Origin of the sequence: Shinella yambaruensis (assembly GCF_050859155.1) — a bacterium.
In the GTDB taxonomy this organism is placed as follows: Bacteria; Pseudomonadota; Alphaproteobacteria; order Rhizobiales; family Rhizobiaceae; genus Shinella; species Shinella yambaruensis.
The window spans coordinates 565,413-581,867 of record NZ_CP150638.1; the positions used below are offsets into that span (position 1 = coordinate 565,413).

Genomic DNA, 16,455 nt, shown 5'->3' on the forward strand with positions numbered 1-16,455 from the left:
TGTGCGATTCAGGCCGTGATGACGGATTTCCGCTGAACGAGGATTGGTTCGAGCCGATGGCGAGGGGCGGTGTTGGTGCTCGAGAAGACGCGGCGAAGGGCAATTTCAGCAGACATTTGTCCGATCAGCGCCGGTCGGATATCGACGGTCGTCAGTTCCGGCTCAAGGATGCGACCCTGCGGAATGTTGTCGAAGCCGACGATCGAGATATCGCGTCCCACGATCATGCCCAATTTGCGGGACGCGCGATAGGCGCCTGAGGCCTGGTCGTCGTTGAAGCAGATCACGGCATTCGGCAGGATGCCTTGGGATGCCAGCCAAAGCATCTTCTCCTCGGCGAAATCGGGATGCATGAGGCCCGGAACCAGCCGGCACGCCGCTTCCGGCAAACCGGCGCGGGCAAGTGCCCGCCGGATGCCGGCGCAACGGCCGTCCCAGGTGCTGGTGTGGGGATAGCCACCGATGAAAACCATCGAGTGGTGCCCGGCGGCAAGCAGGCAGCTGGCCGCCAGGTAACCGGATTTTTCGTCGTCGACGCCGACAAACGCCGCCTGGCTGCCGGCCAGGTCGCGAACGCACAGGACGAGTGGCAGTCCGTGACCGAGCATGGGGGCCAGGTCAGCCAATGCGGTCCCGTGGACAGGGGACAGGATGACGCTGCCGACGCCCTGCGCCACCATCGAGGCCAAAAGCTGCTCTTGCCGAACCGGGTCGTTCTGGGCGGTCGCCAGAAGCGTGAGCCCTCCCGCTTCGTAGACGGTGGCTTCCAGCGAGGCTACGAGCTCGCTGAAGAATGGATTGATGATATTGTTGAGAATGACGCCGACGAGGTTCGATTTGCCGGTGCGCAGACGTGCCGCCGAGGCGTCGCGAATAAAGCCGAGTGCGTTGGCGGCCGCCAGCACGCGCTTGCGCGTCGCCTCGGAGGAGCGCCCGGTTCCCGAGAGCACGTAGGATGCCGTTGCGACCGATACGCCTGCTGCCGCAGCAACGTCCTTGATTCCGGATCGCTTCATGGCGTGCGGCGCAGACAGGTCATGTCAAACGGCGACCAGGCGCGTGATCGTTTCGATGTTGAACCGGATGCGCTGCTCCAAGGCTTCCCTGGCCATCAGGTCCCGCTCGTAGATGATCGAACCGGTGAAGCGGTTCGTCAGATAATAGTAGCCGACGGCGGCGATCGTGATGTTGAGCTGCACCGGATCGATGCCGCCGCGGAAGACGCCTGCCTTCACGCCACGGTCGAGGATGTTCGAGACCATGCCGACAAGCTTGCGGCTGGAGGACTTGACGATTTCCGATTTTTTCAGGTGCTTCGCGCGGTGCAGGTTCTCGCTGTTGACGAGGGTGAGAAACTCTGGGTTCTTGAGGTAATATTCCCAGGTAAAGCGAACCAGCTGTTCGAGCGCGGCCTTCGGATCGAGATCCTCCAGGTGGAGTTTCTGCTCTGCGCTGCGGATGTCGAGATACGCCTCTTCCAGGACGGTCTGGAACAGCCCCTCCTTGCTTTCGAAATAGTGGTAGATCATGCGCTTGTTGGCTTTCGCCTTTTCGGCGATGTCATCAACTCTCGCACCACCCAGACCGTTCTTCGCGAACTCTTTTTTGGCGGCCTCGAGAATGCGGGCCTTGGTGGCCTCCGCGTCGCGGATGCGCGGCTTGCGGCCTGGTTTTTCCTGCTGGTCGCCTGTCGTTGTCAAAACTGTTCTCCGCCGCGGTCAAGGTTTCCACTGTCTCGGTCATATATGCACGAATCGCGCGTCGTCGAAAACAGACGAACCGTGCGGCGCGCTCCAGGCCAGTGTATCCCACTTGACGGCGATGGCAATAATGCAGTAACTAGTTAGTGCGTTAATGGCGCAGCGCACATTGCGGATCGGAGGCATCCGTACGGTGTGGCCTGCCAGATCTGCCCTAACGCAAGCTGCATTTTCAAACGGGAGCCGGAGGAGCCAATGTCGACCTTCATCAAGGATTTCATCGAGCGGGAAACAATCAGCCGCCGCAACTTTCTTTTCGCCACGGCGGCCGGTTTCGGCGCGGCCGCGGTGCCGGGTGTTTTCGGCGGCGGCACCGCCGCGGCGGCGCTGACGGACCCGGCGATCGCCTGGAGCTATCGTGACAGGGCGTCCGCCTACTGGAACTCGGTCGTTTCCGGCGGCGAAGCCTTCGTGGAATCGCTCGGCAAGCCGAAGAGCGCGCTCGTCAGCCTGATCAACGAGGGCTCGACCGAGAAGTCGCTCTCCGACATCAAGGCCTTCCTCGCCAAGAACAACGGCAATTGCGCCATTGCCTGCGATGCCAATGACAGCCCGAACGCCCGCCCCGTCGTCGAGGCGGTCCAGGCGGCTGGCGCCTACATTTCGACGATCTGGAACAAGACCGACGACCTGCACCCCTGGGACTTCGGTGACAACTATGTCGCCCACATGACCTGGTCCGATGTGAAGCCCGCCGAGGAGACGGCCCGCATCCTGTTCGAGGCCATGGGCGGGGAAGGCGGCGTCGTTCACCTTGGCGGCATCGCGGCCAACAATCCGGCCGTCGAGCGCCTTGCCGGCCTCAAGAATGCGCTCAAGGATTTCCCGAACATCGAGCTGCTCGACGCGCAGCCGGCCGACTGGGACACCCAGAAGGGCGCCGCCCTGATGGCTTCCTTCCTCACGCGCTACGGCGACAAGATCAAGGGCGTGCATTGCGCCAACGACAATATCGCTTATGGCGTCATCGAGGCGCTGCGCGCCGAGGGCATCGAGGACATGCCGATCGTTGCCTATGACGGCAATCCGGAAGCCGTGCAGATGGTTATGGACGGCCAGTTGCTCGCCACAGTCTTCACCAATCCCCACTGGGGCGGCGGCATCAGCGCGGCGCTCGCCTACCATGCCGCCATCGGCACCTTCAAGCCTTCCGAGGAGCCGAAGGAGCACCGCGAATTCTACGGCCCGACGATCCTCGTCACGGCCAGGGATGCGGCGGAATTCAAGGCGAAGTACCTCGACTCCGTTCCGGCCTATGACTGGAAGGACTTCTGGGGGCCGTCGAACGGCCAGATCCAGTACTGATCCTTCAGCGAACTCGGCGGCAGCCAGAAGCGCTGCCGCCGCACTCCCTAAAATTCATCGGGAAGAGGGGTGTCTGACGTGACACGTCGCATATCGCGCGAAACCTTGATCAAGTGGGCGCCGTTGCTGGTGCTGCTTGCGCTGGTGATCTTTTTCACCGCGCTCAATCCGACATTCTTCTCTCTGCGGAACTTTGCCCGCATCGCGATTGCGGCGTCCCCGGCCCTGATGGTCGCCGTCGGCGTCACCTTCATCATCGTCATGGGCTCGATCGACCTTTCCATGGAGGGGACGGTCTCGCTCACGGCGGTCTCTTTCGCCTTCATCTTCGCCCAACTCGGCGGCTCGCTCGCCGGGCTCGGTTGGATTGCCATCCCGTTAACGCTCGCCCTCGGCGGCCTGATCGGGCTTCTCAACGGGCTGGTGCATGTGAAGCTGAAGATCCCGTCCTTCATGGCGAGCCTCGCCATGGGTTTCGTCGGGACGGGTGCCGCGATCCTGCTCACCGGTGGCGATATCGTAAAGGTCAGCGATGCGGCTTTCCGCGGCCTGCTCACGGTGCGCTGGCTCGGCTTCCCGCTGATGGTCTATGTCGCGGCCTTCTTCCTGCTCGTCGGCTGGTTCATCCAGACCCACACGACGCTCGGCCGCAACTTCTACGCCGTCGGCGGCGGCGAGGACCTTGCCCATGCCTCCGGTCTCAATGTCACCCGCGTCCGCGTCACGGGCTTCGCGCTGGCCGGCGTCTTCTATGCCATCGCGGCGGTCCTCGTCGTCGCCCGCATCGGGCAGGCGGAATCCGTGACGGGCGCCAATTTCATGTTCGTTTCCATCACGTCCGTGGTCGTTGGTGGCGTTGCGTTGTGGGGCGGCATCGGCGGCGTGTGGAATGCGCTCGTCGGCGTGCTGATCGTCAATGTCATCGACAACGGCATGGTCGTCATCGGGCTGCCGGACTTCCTGCAAGCCGGCGTGCTCGGCCTGCTCGTCATCCTTGCCGTCGTGCTTTCGACCGACCGCAAGATGCTTTCCTTCGTCAAGTGAGGCGCGCCATGTACGAGCTGAAAGCCGTCGACAAGAAATTCCCCGGTGTTCACGCGCTGAAGGCCATCGATTTCCATATCAGGCGCGGCGAGATCGTCGGCCTCGTCGGCGAGAACGGCGCCGGCAAGTCGACCCTGATGAAGGTCATCTACGGCGCCTACCAGCCGGATGGCGGCCAGATCCTGATCAAGGGGTCGTCCGTCCGCTTCGCCAATCCGCGCCAGGCGATGGAGAAGGGCATCGGGATGGTGTTCCAGGAACAGTCCCTGATCCCCAACCTCACGGTCATGGAGAACATCTTCCTCGGCTACGAACGCCAGTTCGTCCGCTTCGGGGTCGTCGACTGGAAGGCGATGGCGAAGGCGGCGAAGGCGCAACTTGCGAAGGTGAAGCTCGGCATCGACCCTGCAATGGTCACGTCGAAACTCTCCTTCGCCCAGCGCCAGCTCGTCGAGCTCGCCAAGGTTCTGACGCTGGAGGAGCGGGTCGATGGCGATCTCGTCATCCTGCTCGACGAGCCGACATCGGTCCTGTCGAAGGACGAGGTGCAGCTGCTCTTCAAGCTCGTCCGCGAACTGACGACGCGCGCCTCCTTCATCTTCGTCTCGCACCGCATGGACGAAGTCATGGACCTTTCGGACCGCATCTACGTCATGAAGGACGGTGAGGTGGTCGACGTCGTCGAACGTGGCGGGGCGGCGGCCGAGGCCATCCAGCACAAGATGGTCGGCCGCAACGTCGACAAGGAATACTACCGCGAGCACCTGCAGAAACCGTATGACGCAGCGAAGGTGCTGGTCGAGATGGAGCGTGTCGGCCTGCCCGGCCGCATCCAGGATATTTCCCTCAAGCTGCATGCCGGCGAGGTCCTGTGCCTCGTCGGAACGGAGGGTTCCGGCCGCGAGGCGATCCTGCGCACGATCTACGGCATGCTGACGGCGACTTCCGGCCGGCTTCGCATCAAGGGCGAGGACGCCGCCGCCTTCTCGCCGCGCCAGTCGGTGGCCCGCGGCGTCGGCTATGTGCCGCGCGAGCGCAAGATCGAAGGCATCGTCGCCGGCATGAACGTCTACGAGAACATGACGCTCTCGCAGATGAAGAACCATTCGAGCGGCGGCGTTCTGCGCGTTTCGGAAGAACGGGCTCTGGCGCGCGACTGGATTAGGAAGCTCTCGATCAAGGCGCATTCCGAATTCGCCGATTGCAGCAACCTCTCCGGCGGCAACCAGCAGAAGGTCGTGCTTGCCAAATGGCGCTCCGCCGGCTCGGATATCATGTTGCTCGACCACCCGACGCGCGGTCTCGACATCGGCGCCAAGGAGGATGTCTACGACATGATCCGCGCCATGAGCGCGGCGGGCGTCGGCATCGTGCTGGTCGCCGATACGCTGGAAGAGGCGATCGGCCTGTCGCACACCATCATCGTCGTCAAGGACGGGCGCATCCAGAAGCAGTTTGCCTGCGAACCTGGTGCAAAGCCGACGCCCTTCGACCTGCTGCACTACATGATCTGAGGGACAAGATGGATATTCAGCGCCTCAAACCGCACCTGCCCTGGATCACGCTGGTCGTGCTCGTCGCGATCGTCGGCATCAACGATCCCGGCTTCCTGCGTCCCTCAAACCTCCTCGGCATCGCCGGCGATATCGTGCCGCTGTTCATCATGGCGCTCGGGCTCACCTTCGCCATCTATATCGGCGGCATTGACCTTTCGGCCCAGTCCATGGCCAATATGGTGACGGTCATCGCCTCGGTCTATCTCGCCTCCATGGGCGCGTGGGTCGCCGTGCTTTGCGTGATGGCCGGCTTCCTGCTCGGCATGCTCTCCGGCTATGTGACGACGCGGCTCTTCGTGCCGTCCTTCATCTCGACGCTCGCCGTCGGCGGCATCGCCTTCTCGATTGCGCAATGGCTTTCCGGCCAGCGCGCGCTCAACATGGATGCGGCGCAACGCAACGAGACCTTCGGCTGGATGATCGGCCGCACCTGGGGCGTGCCGAACGAGTTGCTGATCGCGGCCGTCCTCGTCGCCGTCTGCCTGTTTATCGAGCGCCGCACGACGCTTGGGCGTGCCCTCAAGGCGGTCGGCGCCGGCGAGCTGGCGGCCGCGGCCTCCGGGCTCAACGTCGCGCGCTACAAGATCCTCGCCTTCGCGATCTCGGGTGCGCTTGCGGCCATCGCCGGCCTGCTCTTCGCAGTGAAACTTTCGGGCGGCGCGCCGACCATCGCCAACGGCTTCCTGCTGCCGGCCATCGTCGCCGTGCTGGTCGGCGGCACGCCGCTGACCGGCGGTGTCGGCGGTGTCGCCAACACGGTCGTCGGCGCGCTGATCGTCGCCGTCATTCGCGCCTCGATGCTCTATTTCGAGATCGACGCGACGCGTCAGCAGATCGTCTTCGGCATCGTGCTCATCGTCGCCATCGCGCTGACCATCGACCGCGCCAAGCTGCGCACCGTGAAGTGAGGGCAGGCAATGACGACCATGCGCGCCGCCGTCCTGACCGCGCCGAAACGCTTCGAGCTCCGTGAGGTCCCCATCCCGAACATCGGGCCGGAGGACGTGCTGGTGCGGGTGACGCGCACCGGAATCTGCGGCACGGACATCCATATCTTCAATGGCCATTACGCGGCCGACCGGCTGCCGCTCATCCCCGGCCACGAATTCTGCGGCACGATCGCCGGGCGTGGAGCCAATGTCCGTCACCTCGATATCGGCGCGCGGGTCGTCGTCGACATCAACATCGGCTGCGGCACCTGCTTCTGGTGCCGCCGCAACGAGGTGCTGAACTGCGCCGAAGTCGTCCAGGTCGGCATCGGCCGGGACGGCGCCTTCGCCGAATATGTCGCCGTTCCCGCGCGGTTGGCGATCCCGGTCTCCGCCGACATTGCAGACGACGTGCTTGCCTTGACCGAGCCGGTTTCCTGTGTCGTCCGCGCCGCGCGCAAGGCGAAGGCCGCACTCGGCCAGTCGGTCGTCGTTTTCGGCGCCGGGCCGATCGGCAATCTGCATGTGCAGATGATGCGGCTTGTCGGCGCCGCGCCCATCATCGTCGCCGACCTGTCCGCCGATCGCTGCCGAATGGCCATGGAGGCAGGAGCGGATGCCGCGGTTGCCGATCCGGCCCAGCTAGAGCCGATCGTGCGGAAAATGACCGCCGGGCGAGGGGCTGATCTCGTCATCGAAAGCGTCGGCAGCCGGAGACTTTATAAACAGGCGTTCGATCTGGCGCGTCGGGGCGGCCATGTCGCCTTTTTCGGCATCACGCCGCCGGGTGAGACCGTACCCGTCGATATTCTGCGCACGGTGTTGGAGGAAACGAGCCTGAAGGGCTCCGTCGCCGGCATGGGAGAGGATATGCATGATGCGCTGACCCTTCTATCGCACGGTCGTTTCCGCACGAGCGATTTCACCAAGGCGAGCTATACGCTGGAGAATATCCAGCAGGCTTTCGAAACCCTCGGCGACCGGCCGCAGGACCTGAAGACGCAAATCGCCGTTTCGGCGTAAATACCATCGAAGTGGAGGATTTCATGGACCAGAAAAACCCGCATCTTTCTACGCCGACCGCGGCACGCAACTTCGGTTTCTTCGTCGATGGGCAGTGGAGGGATGGAACGGAGCGCTTCGAGCGCGCCTCGCCGGGTCATGGCACGCCCGTCACGCGTACGGTTCGCTGCACGGTGGAGGACCTGAACGCCGCCGTCGCCGCGGCACGGCTCGCCTTCGAGGATCGCCGCTGGTCGGGCCTTTCCGGTGCCGCTCGCGCCGGCGTCCTGCTGCGCGTCGCTGAAATCCTGCGCCGCCGCCGCGACGAGATCGCCTATTGGGAGGTGCTCGAAAACGGTAAGCCGATCTCCCAGGCGCGTGGCGAAATCGACCATTGCATCGCCTGCTTCGAGGTCGGCGCCGGTGCGGCGCGCATGCTGCATGGCGACAGCTTCAATTCGCTCGGTGACGATCTCTTCGGCATGGTGCTGCGCGAGCCGATCGGCGTCGTCGGCCTGATCACGCCGTGGAACTTCCCGTTCCTGATCCTGTGCGAGCGCGTGCCCTTCATCCTCGCTTCCGGCTGCACGATGGTCGTGAAGCCCTCCGAAGTCACCTCCGCCACCACGCTGCTGCTCGCCGAAGTGCTGGCGGAAGCGGGTCTGCCTGCCGGGGTCTACAATGTCGTCACCGGTTCCGGCCGCATGATCGGTCAGGCGCTGTCGGAACATCCGGACGTGGACATGCTGTCCTTCACCGGCTCCACGGCGGTCGGCCGCTCCTGCGTCCATGCCGCCGCCGACAGCAATTTCAAGAAGCTCGGCCTGGAACTCGGCGGCAAGAACCCGATCATCGTCTTTTCCGATGCCGATCTGGAGGACGCGGCGGACGGCGCGGCCTTTGGCATCAGCTTCAACACCGGGCAGTGCTGCGTCTCGTCCTCGCGGCTGATCGTCGAGCGCTCGGTCGCCGCCGACTTCGAGAAGCTCCTTGCTGAAAAGATGGCGAAGATCCGCGTCGGCGATCCGCTGGACGAGGCGACGCAGGTCGGTGCGATCACCACCGAGGCGCAGAACGCCACGATCCTCGACTATATTGCCAGGGGCAAGGCCGCGGGTGCGCGGCTTTTGGCCGGCGGCGGGCCGATCGATCTCGGCCGGGGCCAGTATATCGCGCCGACCCTCTTCTCCGGCGTCTCGCGCGACATGCCGATCGCCCGTGACGAAATTTTCGGCCCGGTTCTCTGCTCCATGCATTTCGACACGGTCGAGGAAGCCATCCAGCTTGCCAATGATACCGTTTACGGCCTTGCGGCGAGTGTCTGGACGAAGAACATCGACAAGGCGCTGACGGTGAGCCGTCGGGTGCGTGCCGGCCGCTTCTGGGTCAACACCATCATGGCGGGCGGTCCCGAAATGCCGCTCGGTGGCTTCAAGCAGTCCGGTTGGGGCCGCGAAGCCGGCATGTATGGTGTGGAGGAATATACCCAGGTGAAGTCCGTTCATGTGGAGATCGGCAAGCGGACGCATTGGATCGCGTGATGACAGAGGGTTACGACTACGTCATCGTCGGCGGCGGCAGCGCCGGCTGCGTGCTGGCGGCGCGGCTTTCGGAAAATCCGTCCGCGCGGGTGTGCCTCATCGAAGCGGGCGGGCGCGATAGCCACCCGCTGATCCACATGCCTGTCGGCTTTGCGAAGATGACGACAGGCCCGCTGACCTGGGGGCTGAAGACCGTCCCCCAGAAGCATGCCGGCAACCGCGAGATTCTCTACGCGCAGGCCAGGGTGCTGGGCGGCGGCTCCTCCATCAACGCCGAGGTTTTCACGCGCGGCCATCCCAGCGACTACGACCGTTGGGTCGCGGAAGGGGCCGAGGGCTGGGGCTTCAAGGACGTCCAGAAATATTTCCTGCGTTCGGAGGGCAATTCCATCCTCTCCGGTGCCTGGCATGGAACGGACGGACCGCTTGGTGTCTCGAACATTCCTGAGCCGCAGCGCATGACGCGTGCCTTCGTGCAGAGCTGCCAGGAGTTCGGCATCCCCTACAACCCCGATTTCAATGGCCCGGTACAGGAAGGCGCCGGCGTCTACCAGACCACGACGCGCGACAACCGCCGCTGCTCGGCAGCCGTCGGCTATCTGCGGCCGGCCCTGCAGCGACCGAACCTGACGGTCGTCACCGGCGCGCTCGTCTTGCGCATCGTCTTCAAGGGGCGCCGCGCCATGGGCGTCGACTATGACGTCGGCGGCAAACGCAAGACCGCGCGGGCGGAAAGCGAAGTGCTCCTCACCTCGGGCGCCATCGGCACGCCGAAGCTGATGATGCTTTCGGGTATCGGCCCGGCCGACGCGTTGCGGCGCCACGGCATCGACGTCGTGCAGGACATGGCCGGCGTCGGCCGGAACCTGCAGGACCATTTCGGTGTCGATATCGTCGCGGAGCTGAAGAACCACGACAGCCTCGACAAGTACAACAAGCTGCACTGGTCGCTCTGGGCTGGCATTCAATACGCCCTGTTCAAGTCCGGCCCGATCACCTCCAACGTGGTGGAGGGCGGGGCATTCTGGTACGGCGACAAGGATAGTCCCTGCCCGGACCTGCAATTCCATTTCCTCGCGGGTGCGGGCGCGGAGGCAGGCGTTCCGAGCGTGCCGAAGGGCGCGTCCGGCATAACGCTCAATTCCTATACGCTTCGGCCGAAATCGCGGGGAAGCGTGACCTTGCGCTCGGCCGATCCGCGCGCCTTGCCGCTTGTCGATCCGAACTTCCTCGCCGACCCCGATGATGTGCGGATTTCCGTGGAGGGCGTGAAGATCAGCCAGGAGATTTTCAGCCAGCCGTCCTTGCAGAAATACATCAAGACGCTGCGCTTTCCCGACGGCAACGTGCGCACGCAGGAAGACTATGTCGCCTATACGCGCCAGTACGGCCGGACCTCCTACCATCCCACCTGCACCTGCAAGATGGGGCGGGACGAGATGGCGGTGGTCGATCCGCAACTGCGCGTGCATGGCCTCGACGGCATCCGCATCTGCGACAGTTCCACCATGCCGAGCCTCGTGGGGTCCAACACCAATGCGGCGACGATCATGATCGGGGAAAAGGCGGCGGACATGATCCGCGGCAATGCCTGATTGTTGCAGGCCGGAACGTGGGAAGGGCGGCCCTGCGGCCGCCCTTTCGCATCAGTCCCATTCCGGCGCCCAGGGCAACTGCCTCGGCCTGATGATGCGATAGCCGGTGGCGTTGAGGGCGTCGATCCGTTCCATGTCGATGGACGACAGCGTGAAATCCATGATGTCGAAATTCGCGCGGATGTTTTCCGGCTTGGTCGACATGGTGTTGAGCGGAACGCCTTTTTGCAGGATCCAGCGCAGCACCACCTGGGCGGCAGTCTTGCCGTAGGCCGCGCCGATTTCGGCGAAAAGACCATGTTTGAACACTTCGCCCCGGGCGATCGACGCGTAGGACGAGAGGGGAATGCCCGTTTCCGACGCCGCGGCGAGGAGTTTGCGCTGGTCGACCAAGGGGTGGAATTCCACCTGGTTGGTGACGAGCGGTCCCTCGATCACGGCGCGCGCCACATGCATCATCCGTGCGGTGTAATTGGAGACGCCGATGGCGTCCGCAAAGCCTCTCTCCCTGGCCGATTGCAGCAGGCGTAGGGACGGCGTGACATCCCCGTCCGCCGGCGGCCAGTGCAGGAGGAGTGCGTCGACGCGGTCGATCCGAAGCGCCTTCAGGCTGGCCTCGACGGACGGCAGGAACGTCTCCGCGGAATAGTTGTCCGGGTGCACCTTGGTGGTGATGCAGAGCTCGCCGCGCGCGACGCCGCTCGAAGCAAGCGCCGCACCCGTCTCCGCCTCGTTGCCATACATCTGCGCCGTATCGAACGCCCGGTAGCCGGCGGCGATCGCCGCGTGGACGGCGGTGCGCAGCGCCTCGCCCTTCAGGGGATAGGTGCCGAAACCGCGCTGAAAATTCCGTTGGAAATAGATGTTCATGCTTCCTCCTCGATTGGCCCATGTGGGGCGGTGCGTCCATTGGACGACGGTTCGAAGATCCTTCTTGCGCGACCGCTCCGTTCGTGTTTAATGTATAACTAGTTAGTTACTTAATGCAATGGGCATTGGAGGACGGCATGCGGAAGGTGAAGACTGCGGACGAGGCGGCCAGGCTCGTCAGGGATGGTTCGGTCGTTGCGGTCAATTCGTCGTCCGGGCTTTGCTGCCCCGATGCCGTGCTGAAGGCGCTGGGAGAACGTTTCGACCGCGAAGGCCATCCGCGCGGGCTCACCTCGGTTCATCCGATCGCGGCCGGCGACCTCTTCGGCACCAAGGGCGTCGATCATATCGCCAAGCCGGGCATGCTGGTGAAGATCATCGGCGGCTCCTATCCGTCCGGGCCGAGCAATGCCGAGCCGCCGCTCGTCTGGCAGATGATCCTGAAGGAGGAGCTTGCCGCCTGGAACGTGCCGTCCGGCATCGTTTTCGACATGCTGCGCGAGGGCGCGGCCAAGCGCCCCGGCGTGCTGACCAAGGTCGGCATGGAGACCTTCGTCGATCCGGAGCAGGAGGGCTGCGCCATGAATGCCAGCGCACGGGCCGCGCCGCTCGTCAAGCGCGTCTCCTTCGAGGGCGAGGACTGGCTGCATTTCCCGGCGATCCGCCCGGACGTCGCGATCATCCGGGCAACGACCGCCGACCAGAACGGCAACCTGACCTTCGAGCATGAGGGTGCGACGCTCGGCGCGATGGAGATGGCGCTTGCCGCGCGGAACTCCGGCGGCTTGGTCATCGCCCAGGTGAAGCGCGTTGCGGCCAACGGGACCTTCCGTCCCCATGACGTGCGCGTTCCCGGCATCCTCGTCGACGTCATCGTCGAGGCTCCCGACCAGTTGCAGACGACGGCGACACAATATGATCCCGCGATCTCGGGAGAGCTGTTCCGGCCGCTCGAAACCTTCCGCCTGCCCGCGCTCGACGTCGGCAAGGTGATCGCCCGCCGGGTCGCGCAGGAGCTGAGGGCGGACTGGGCCGTCAATATCGGCTTCGGCATTTCCGCGAACGTACCGCGCATCCTGATCGAGGAGGGGCTGCACGGCAAGATCACCTGGGTGATCGAGCAGGGCGCCGTCGGCGGCGTGCCGCTGCTCGACTTCAAGTTCGGCTGTGCCTCCAATGCGGAGGCCTTCGTCGCCTCGCCGCACCAGTTCTGCTATTTCCAGGCGGGCGCGTTCGATTGTTCGCTGCTCTCCTTCCTCGAAATCGATGCGGAAGGCTCGGTCAATGTCAGCCGTCTGGCGGCGACGCCGCACCGGACCGCCGGTGCCGGCGGCTTCGTCGACATCACGGCACGGGCGCGGAAGATCGTCTTTTCCGGGAATTTCAATGCCGGCGCGAAGATGCGCGTCGATGACGGCCGCCTCGTGATCGACAAGGAAGGGCGTATCGCCAAGTTCGTGCCGAAGGTCGATCAGGTCAGCTTTTCCGGCAAGCGCGCCCGCGCGCAGGGCCAGGACGTCACCTACGTCACTGAGCGCTGCGTGATAAAGCTCGGACAGGAGGGACTGGTCGTCACCGAGATCGCACCCGGCCTCGATCTCCAGCGGGACATCCTCGACCAGGCGACCACGCCGCTCGGCGTCTCCGACACGGTCAAGACGATGGACGATGCGCTGTTTCGCGATGACCTCATGGGGCTGGTCCTGTGAGCGACGCGCGCATCGAGCTCCGTGTCGAGGAGCGCATCGCGTACCTGACGATCTGCCGCGCGGAAAAGCTGAATGCGATCGACGAGGATATGGTCGATGCGTTGTTGCAGGCCTGTCGCGCCATCGAACGCTCGGATGCGCGGGTGGCCATCCTGACGGGAGAGGGCGCAAAGTCCTTTTGCGCGGGCGGTGATATCGAGGCGTGGAGCCGGCTCGATGCAGGCACGTTCTCCCGCCGCTGGCTGCGCGATGGCCATGATGCCTTCGATGCGCTGGCGCGGCTGACCGTGCCGCTGATCGCCGTCCTGAACGGGCATGCGCTGGGCGGCGGGCTGGAGCTTGCCGCCTGCGCCGACCTGCGCATCGCCGAGGCGCATGTGAAGATCGGCCTGCCGGAGACCGGCCTCGGCATCATTCCCGGCTGGTCGGGCACGCAGCGGGCCTCGCGGCGGTTCGGTGCAGGCCTTGTCCGCCGCATGGCGTTGTTCGGCGAGGTGTTTTTCGCCGAGGAAGCGCTGGCGCTCGGACTGGTGGACCTGGTCGTGACGACGGGAGAGGGAGCGGCGGCCGCGCAGATCGCCGCGGCGCGCGTGTTGCAGCGGTCTGCCCGCGCAACGGAACTCACCAAGATGCTGATCAACGCCGCCGAGGGCGAGGAGAGCGAGCGAGTGGTCGAGGCTCTCGCCGGCGCCGTTGCTGCGTCTTCGGACGATCTGACGGAGGGCCTTGCAGCCTATCGGCAGAAGCGCCCGGCGCGTTTCGACCAATAGAATGTTCAGCGGCAGCATTCAGCCCGTGGGACGTGGCTCATGAAACCAGGCGATAAAGAATTCCTTGCCGGCCTTTTCGGCGCTGCAGTCGAGGCCGCGGATCCGGAGACGGCGCTCCGTGCCCATCTTCCAGCCCGGCCGCGCGGGCGAACCGTCGTCGTCGGCGCGGGCAAGGGCGTGGCGCAGCTCGCGGCGGCCTTCGAAAGGCTGTGGGACGGCCCACTCGAAGGCGTGGTGGTGACGCGCTACGGCTACGCCGCTCCCTGCCGGCGCATCCGTGTCCTCGAAGCCGCCCATCCCGTGCCGGATGCAGCGGGGCTGCAGGCATCGCGGGCGCTCTTTGCGGCGGTGGAAGGTCTCGGCGAGGAGGACCTTGTGGTCGCCCTGGTCTGCGGCGGCGGTTCGGCCCTGCTGCCCTGTCCGCCGGGGCCTCTCACCTTGGCGGATGAGGCAGCGATGAACAGCGCGCTCCTTGCCAGCGGTGCACCGATCTCCGTCATGAATGCGATCCGCAAGCAGGTCTCCGGCATCAAGGGCGGGCGGCTTGCCGCGGCCTGCCGTCCGGCGAAGGTCGTGACGCTCGTCGTCTCCGACGTGCCGGGCGACGATCCGGCGCAGGTCGCCAGCGGGCCGACAATAGCGGATGCCGCCGATCGCGCGGAGGCGCGGGCGCTGGTCGGGACATGGGGCATCAAGCTGCCGGAGGCTGTCGAATCCTGGCTTGCCGGAGAGGAAGGGCAGCCGCCGTCGCCGGCCGATCCGGTTCTTGCCGCCCACGAGGTCCATGTCGTCGCTTCGGCGCGTCTCTCCCTTGAGGCCGCCGCCGCGCGGGCGGAAGCGCTCGGCGTGCCCGCGGTCATCCTGTCCGACAGCATGGAGGGGGAGGCGCGCGACGTCGCGCGCGTGCATGCGGCCATCACCCGCGAAGTCGCGAGCCGTAACCGCCCGTTTACGCGTCCGGTCGTCATCCTGTCGGGCGGCGAAACGACGGTGACGATCCGGGGGCAGGGAAAGGGTGGACGCAATACGGAGTTCCTGCTGTCGCTCGCGCTTGCCGGCGAGGGCGTTCCGTTCGCCGCGCTCGCGGCCGATACGGACGGCATCGACGGTTCGGAGGACAATGCCGGTGCCTTTGCCGATGGCGCCAGCATGCAGCGCTTGCGCGGACTGGGCGCGGATCCTGCCGCCCTGCTTGCCGGCAACGATGCCTGGACGGCCTTTCACCGTCTCGGAGACCTGTTCGTGCCCGGCCCGACGGGAACCAATGTCAACGATTTTCGGGCCATTCTGATCCGGTAGCGAAACCCGCGCCGCTTTGGCGGCGCGGGCGGATGACGCTTCAGGCCGGGACGGGCGCGTCCTCGCGCAGCAGGCCCTTCTGCTTGAGGTCCGTCCAGAAATCGGCCGGAATCGGATGGGAGAACCAGGCAAGGTTCTGGTCGAGCTGTTCGATCGTGCGCGTGCCCGCCATGAAGGAGGGGACGGCGGGGTGGGCGACGACGAACTGCAGGGCCGCAGCGGCAAGCGGCACGCCGTGTTCCGCGCAGACGGCCTCGATCTTCGCCACCTTTTCCATGACGTCACGCGGCGCCGGCGCGTAATTGTACTTCGCGCCCTCCTTCGCGCCGGTGGCGAGGATGCCCGAATTGAAGCCGCCACCCACGACGACCGCCGCGCCGCGCTCCGCGCAGAGCGGAAGGAAGCTGTCGAGCGCCTCCTGTTCGAGAAGCGTATAGCGGCCTGCCAGTAGGAAGCAGTCGAAATCGTGGCGCAGCAGGGCCTCATGGCAGACCTGCCACTCATTCACCCCGACGCCGATCGCCTTCACCACTTTTTCCGAACGCAGCCGCTCCAGCGCCCGCCACGCGCCGTCCATCGCCTGCTCGAACACCTCGGGCTGCTCGCTTCCGCGTGTGAAGACGTCGATGTCGTGGATGAAGCACATGTCCATGCGTTCCAGCCCCAGTCGCTGCAGGCTGTCCTCGAAGGCGCGCATCGTGCCGTCGTAGCTATAGTCGAAATGCATGGTGAAGGGGGCGGCATTCGTCCAGGGCGCAAAGTCGATGGTCTCGCGCTTCGCGGGGCGCAACAGCCGACCCACCTTGGAAGCGAGGACGAAGTCGTCCCGCGTCTTCCAGCGCAGGGCATGGCCGGTGCGCAGCTCGGCAAGCCCGTGGCCGTACATCGGCGCGGTGTCGAAGAAGCGCACGCCGGCCTCCCAGGCGCGCGTGAACATCGCTTCCGACGTCGCCTCGTCGATCTGGCGGAAAATATTGCCGAGAGGGGCGGTTCCGAAACCGAAGGCGGTCACCTCCAGATCCGTCCGGCCGAATTTACGCTTTTGTCCGGGATGCATGTTTCTCCTCCATAAGTA

Annotated in this window: 14 protein-coding genes; 10 read left to right on the forward strand and 4 right to left on the reverse strand. The window is 65.0% G+C overall.

Annotated elements, in window-relative coordinates:
* Nucleotides 1–8: 8 nt before the first annotated feature.
* Nucleotides 9–1,016, reverse strand: a complete 1,008-nt coding sequence (locus WMC41_RS02735) for a LacI family DNA-binding transcriptional regulator (protein WP_288083123.1) — start codon at nt 1,014–1,016, stop codon at nt 9–11.
* 24 nt (nt 1,017–1,040) lie between these two features.
* Nucleotides 1,041–1,700: a TetR/AcrR family transcriptional regulator gene (locus WMC41_RS02740; RefSeq protein ID WP_288083122.1), complete on the reverse strand. Its 660-nt coding sequence runs from the start codon at nt 1,698–1,700 to the stop codon at nt 1,041–1,043.
* A gap of 255 nt (nt 1,701–1,955) precedes the next feature.
* Between WMC41_RS02740 and WMC41_RS02745 the strand changes: the two genes are divergently transcribed.
* The 7 genes from WMC41_RS02745 (at nt 1,956) to WMC41_RS02775 (ending at nt 10,732) form a co-directional block, all read left to right on the forward strand.
* Nucleotides 1,956–3,065, forward strand: coding sequence for a sugar ABC transporter substrate-binding protein (locus WMC41_RS02745; RefSeq protein WP_432346952.1), 1,110 nt, complete (start codon nt 1,956–1,958; stop codon nt 3,063–3,065).
* A 78-nt stretch (nt 3,066–3,143) separates the two neighbouring features.
* Nucleotides 3,144–4,109 (forward strand): ABC transporter permease, encoded by a 966-nt coding sequence (locus tag WMC41_RS02750; protein WP_244768015.1) that lies wholly within the window; start codon nt 3,144–3,146, stop codon nt 4,107–4,109.
* Between the two features lie 8 nt (nt 4,110–4,117).
* A complete protein-coding gene (locus WMC41_RS02755) occupies nt 4,118–5,623 on the forward strand; it encodes a sugar ABC transporter ATP-binding protein (protein WP_432346953.1) in 1,506 nt (501 codons plus the stop codon).
* Between the two features lie 8 nt (nt 5,624–5,631).
* A complete protein-coding gene (locus tag WMC41_RS02760) occupies nt 5,632–6,573 on the forward strand; it encodes an ABC transporter permease (protein WP_432346954.1) in 942 nt (313 codons plus the stop codon).
* Between the two features lie 9 nt (nt 6,574–6,582).
* On the forward strand, nt 6,583–7,617 hold the full coding sequence (locus WMC41_RS02765; protein WP_432346955.1) for a zinc-dependent alcohol dehydrogenase: 1,035 nt from the start codon (nt 6,583–6,585) through the stop codon (nt 7,615–7,617).
* Between the two features lie 23 nt (nt 7,618–7,640).
* Nucleotides 7,641–9,137: an aldehyde dehydrogenase family protein gene (locus WMC41_RS02770; RefSeq protein WP_432346956.1), complete on the forward strand. Its 1,497-nt coding sequence runs from the start codon at nt 7,641–7,643 to the stop codon at nt 9,135–9,137.
* Nucleotides 9,137–10,732, forward strand: coding sequence for a GMC family oxidoreductase (locus WMC41_RS02775; RefSeq protein ID WP_432346957.1), 1,596 nt, complete (start codon nt 9,137–9,139; stop codon nt 10,730–10,732). The genes WMC41_RS02770 and WMC41_RS02775 overlap by 1 nt, the downstream gene beginning before the upstream one ends.
* A gap of 51 nt (nt 10,733–10,783) precedes the next feature.
* On the opposite strand, the gene WMC41_RS02780 is transcribed toward WMC41_RS02775, so the two are convergent.
* Nucleotides 10,784–11,602, reverse strand: coding sequence for an aldo/keto reductase (locus tag WMC41_RS02780; RefSeq protein ID WP_432346958.1), 819 nt, complete (start codon nt 11,600–11,602; stop codon nt 10,784–10,786).
* A gap of 137 nt (nt 11,603–11,739) precedes the next feature.
* On the opposite strand from WMC41_RS02780, the gene WMC41_RS02785 reads away from it, so the two are divergent.
* From WMC41_RS02785 to WMC41_RS02795, 3 genes are read left to right on the forward strand one after another with little or no spacing between them, the layout of a single operon-like run.
* A complete protein-coding gene (locus tag WMC41_RS02785) occupies nt 11,740–13,311 on the forward strand; it encodes an acyl CoA:acetate/3-ketoacid CoA transferase (protein ID WP_288083113.1) in 1,572 nt (523 codons plus the stop codon).
* A complete protein-coding gene (locus WMC41_RS02790) occupies nt 13,308–14,081 on the forward strand; it encodes an enoyl-CoA hydratase/isomerase family protein (RefSeq protein WP_432346959.1) in 774 nt (257 codons plus the stop codon). The genes WMC41_RS02785 and WMC41_RS02790 overlap by 4 nt, the downstream gene beginning before the upstream one ends.
* Nucleotides 14,082–14,120: 39 nt before the next feature.
* The gene (locus WMC41_RS02795) at nt 14,121–15,380 is read left to right on the forward strand and encodes a glycerate kinase type-2 family protein (RefSeq protein WP_432346960.1); all 1,260 of its coding nucleotides are present in this window, start codon (nt 14,121–14,123) and stop codon (nt 15,378–15,380) included.
* Between the two features lie 40 nt (nt 15,381–15,420).
* Here WMC41_RS02795 and WMC41_RS02800 read toward each other — a convergent pair whose 3' ends face one another.
* Entirely contained in the window at nt 15,421–16,437 is a 1,017-nt protein-coding gene (locus WMC41_RS02800) for an aldo/keto reductase (protein WP_432346961.1), read from the reverse strand.
* Between the last annotated feature and the right edge of the window lie 18 nt (nt 16,438–16,455).

Bases quoted from the DNA above. Each gene is read 5' to 3' on its own strand.
- WMC41_RS02745 (WP_432346952.1), top strand. From the start codon at position 1,956: ATGTCGACCTTCATCAAGGATTTCATCGAGCGGGAAACAATCAGCCGC.
- WMC41_RS02735 (WP_288083123.1), bottom strand. From the start codon at position 1,016: ATGAAGCGATCCGGAATCAAGGACGTTGCTGCGGCAGCAGGCGTATCG.
- WMC41_RS02780 (WP_432346958.1), bottom strand. From the start codon at position 11,602: ATGAACATCTATTTCCAACGGAATTTTCAGCGCGGTTTCGGCACCTAT.
- WMC41_RS02760 (WP_432346954.1), top strand. From the start codon at position 5,632: ATGGATATTCAGCGCCTCAAACCGCACCTGCCCTGGATCACGCTGGTC.
- WMC41_RS02795 (WP_432346960.1), top strand. From the start codon at position 14,121: ATGAAACCAGGCGATAAAGAATTCCTTGCCGGCCTTTTCGGCGCTGCA.
- WMC41_RS02755 (WP_432346953.1), top strand. From the start codon at position 4,118: ATGTACGAGCTGAAAGCCGTCGACAAGAAATTCCCCGGTGTTCACGCG.
- WMC41_RS02770 (WP_432346956.1), top strand. From the start codon at position 7,641: ATGGACCAGAAAAACCCGCATCTTTCTACGCCGACCGCGGCACGCAAC.
- WMC41_RS02800 (WP_432346961.1), bottom strand. From the start codon at position 16,437: ATGCATCCCGGACAAAAGCGTAAATTCGGCCGGACGGATCTGGAGGTG.
- WMC41_RS02775 (WP_432346957.1), top strand. From the start codon at position 9,137: ATGACAGAGGGTTACGACTACGTCATCGTCGGCGGCGGCAGCGCCGGC.
- WMC41_RS02765 (WP_432346955.1), top strand. From the start codon at position 6,583: ATGACGACCATGCGCGCCGCCGTCCTGACCGCGCCGAAACGCTTCGAG.
- WMC41_RS02785 (WP_288083113.1), top strand. From the start codon at position 11,740: ATGCGGAAGGTGAAGACTGCGGACGAGGCGGCCAGGCTCGTCAGGGAT.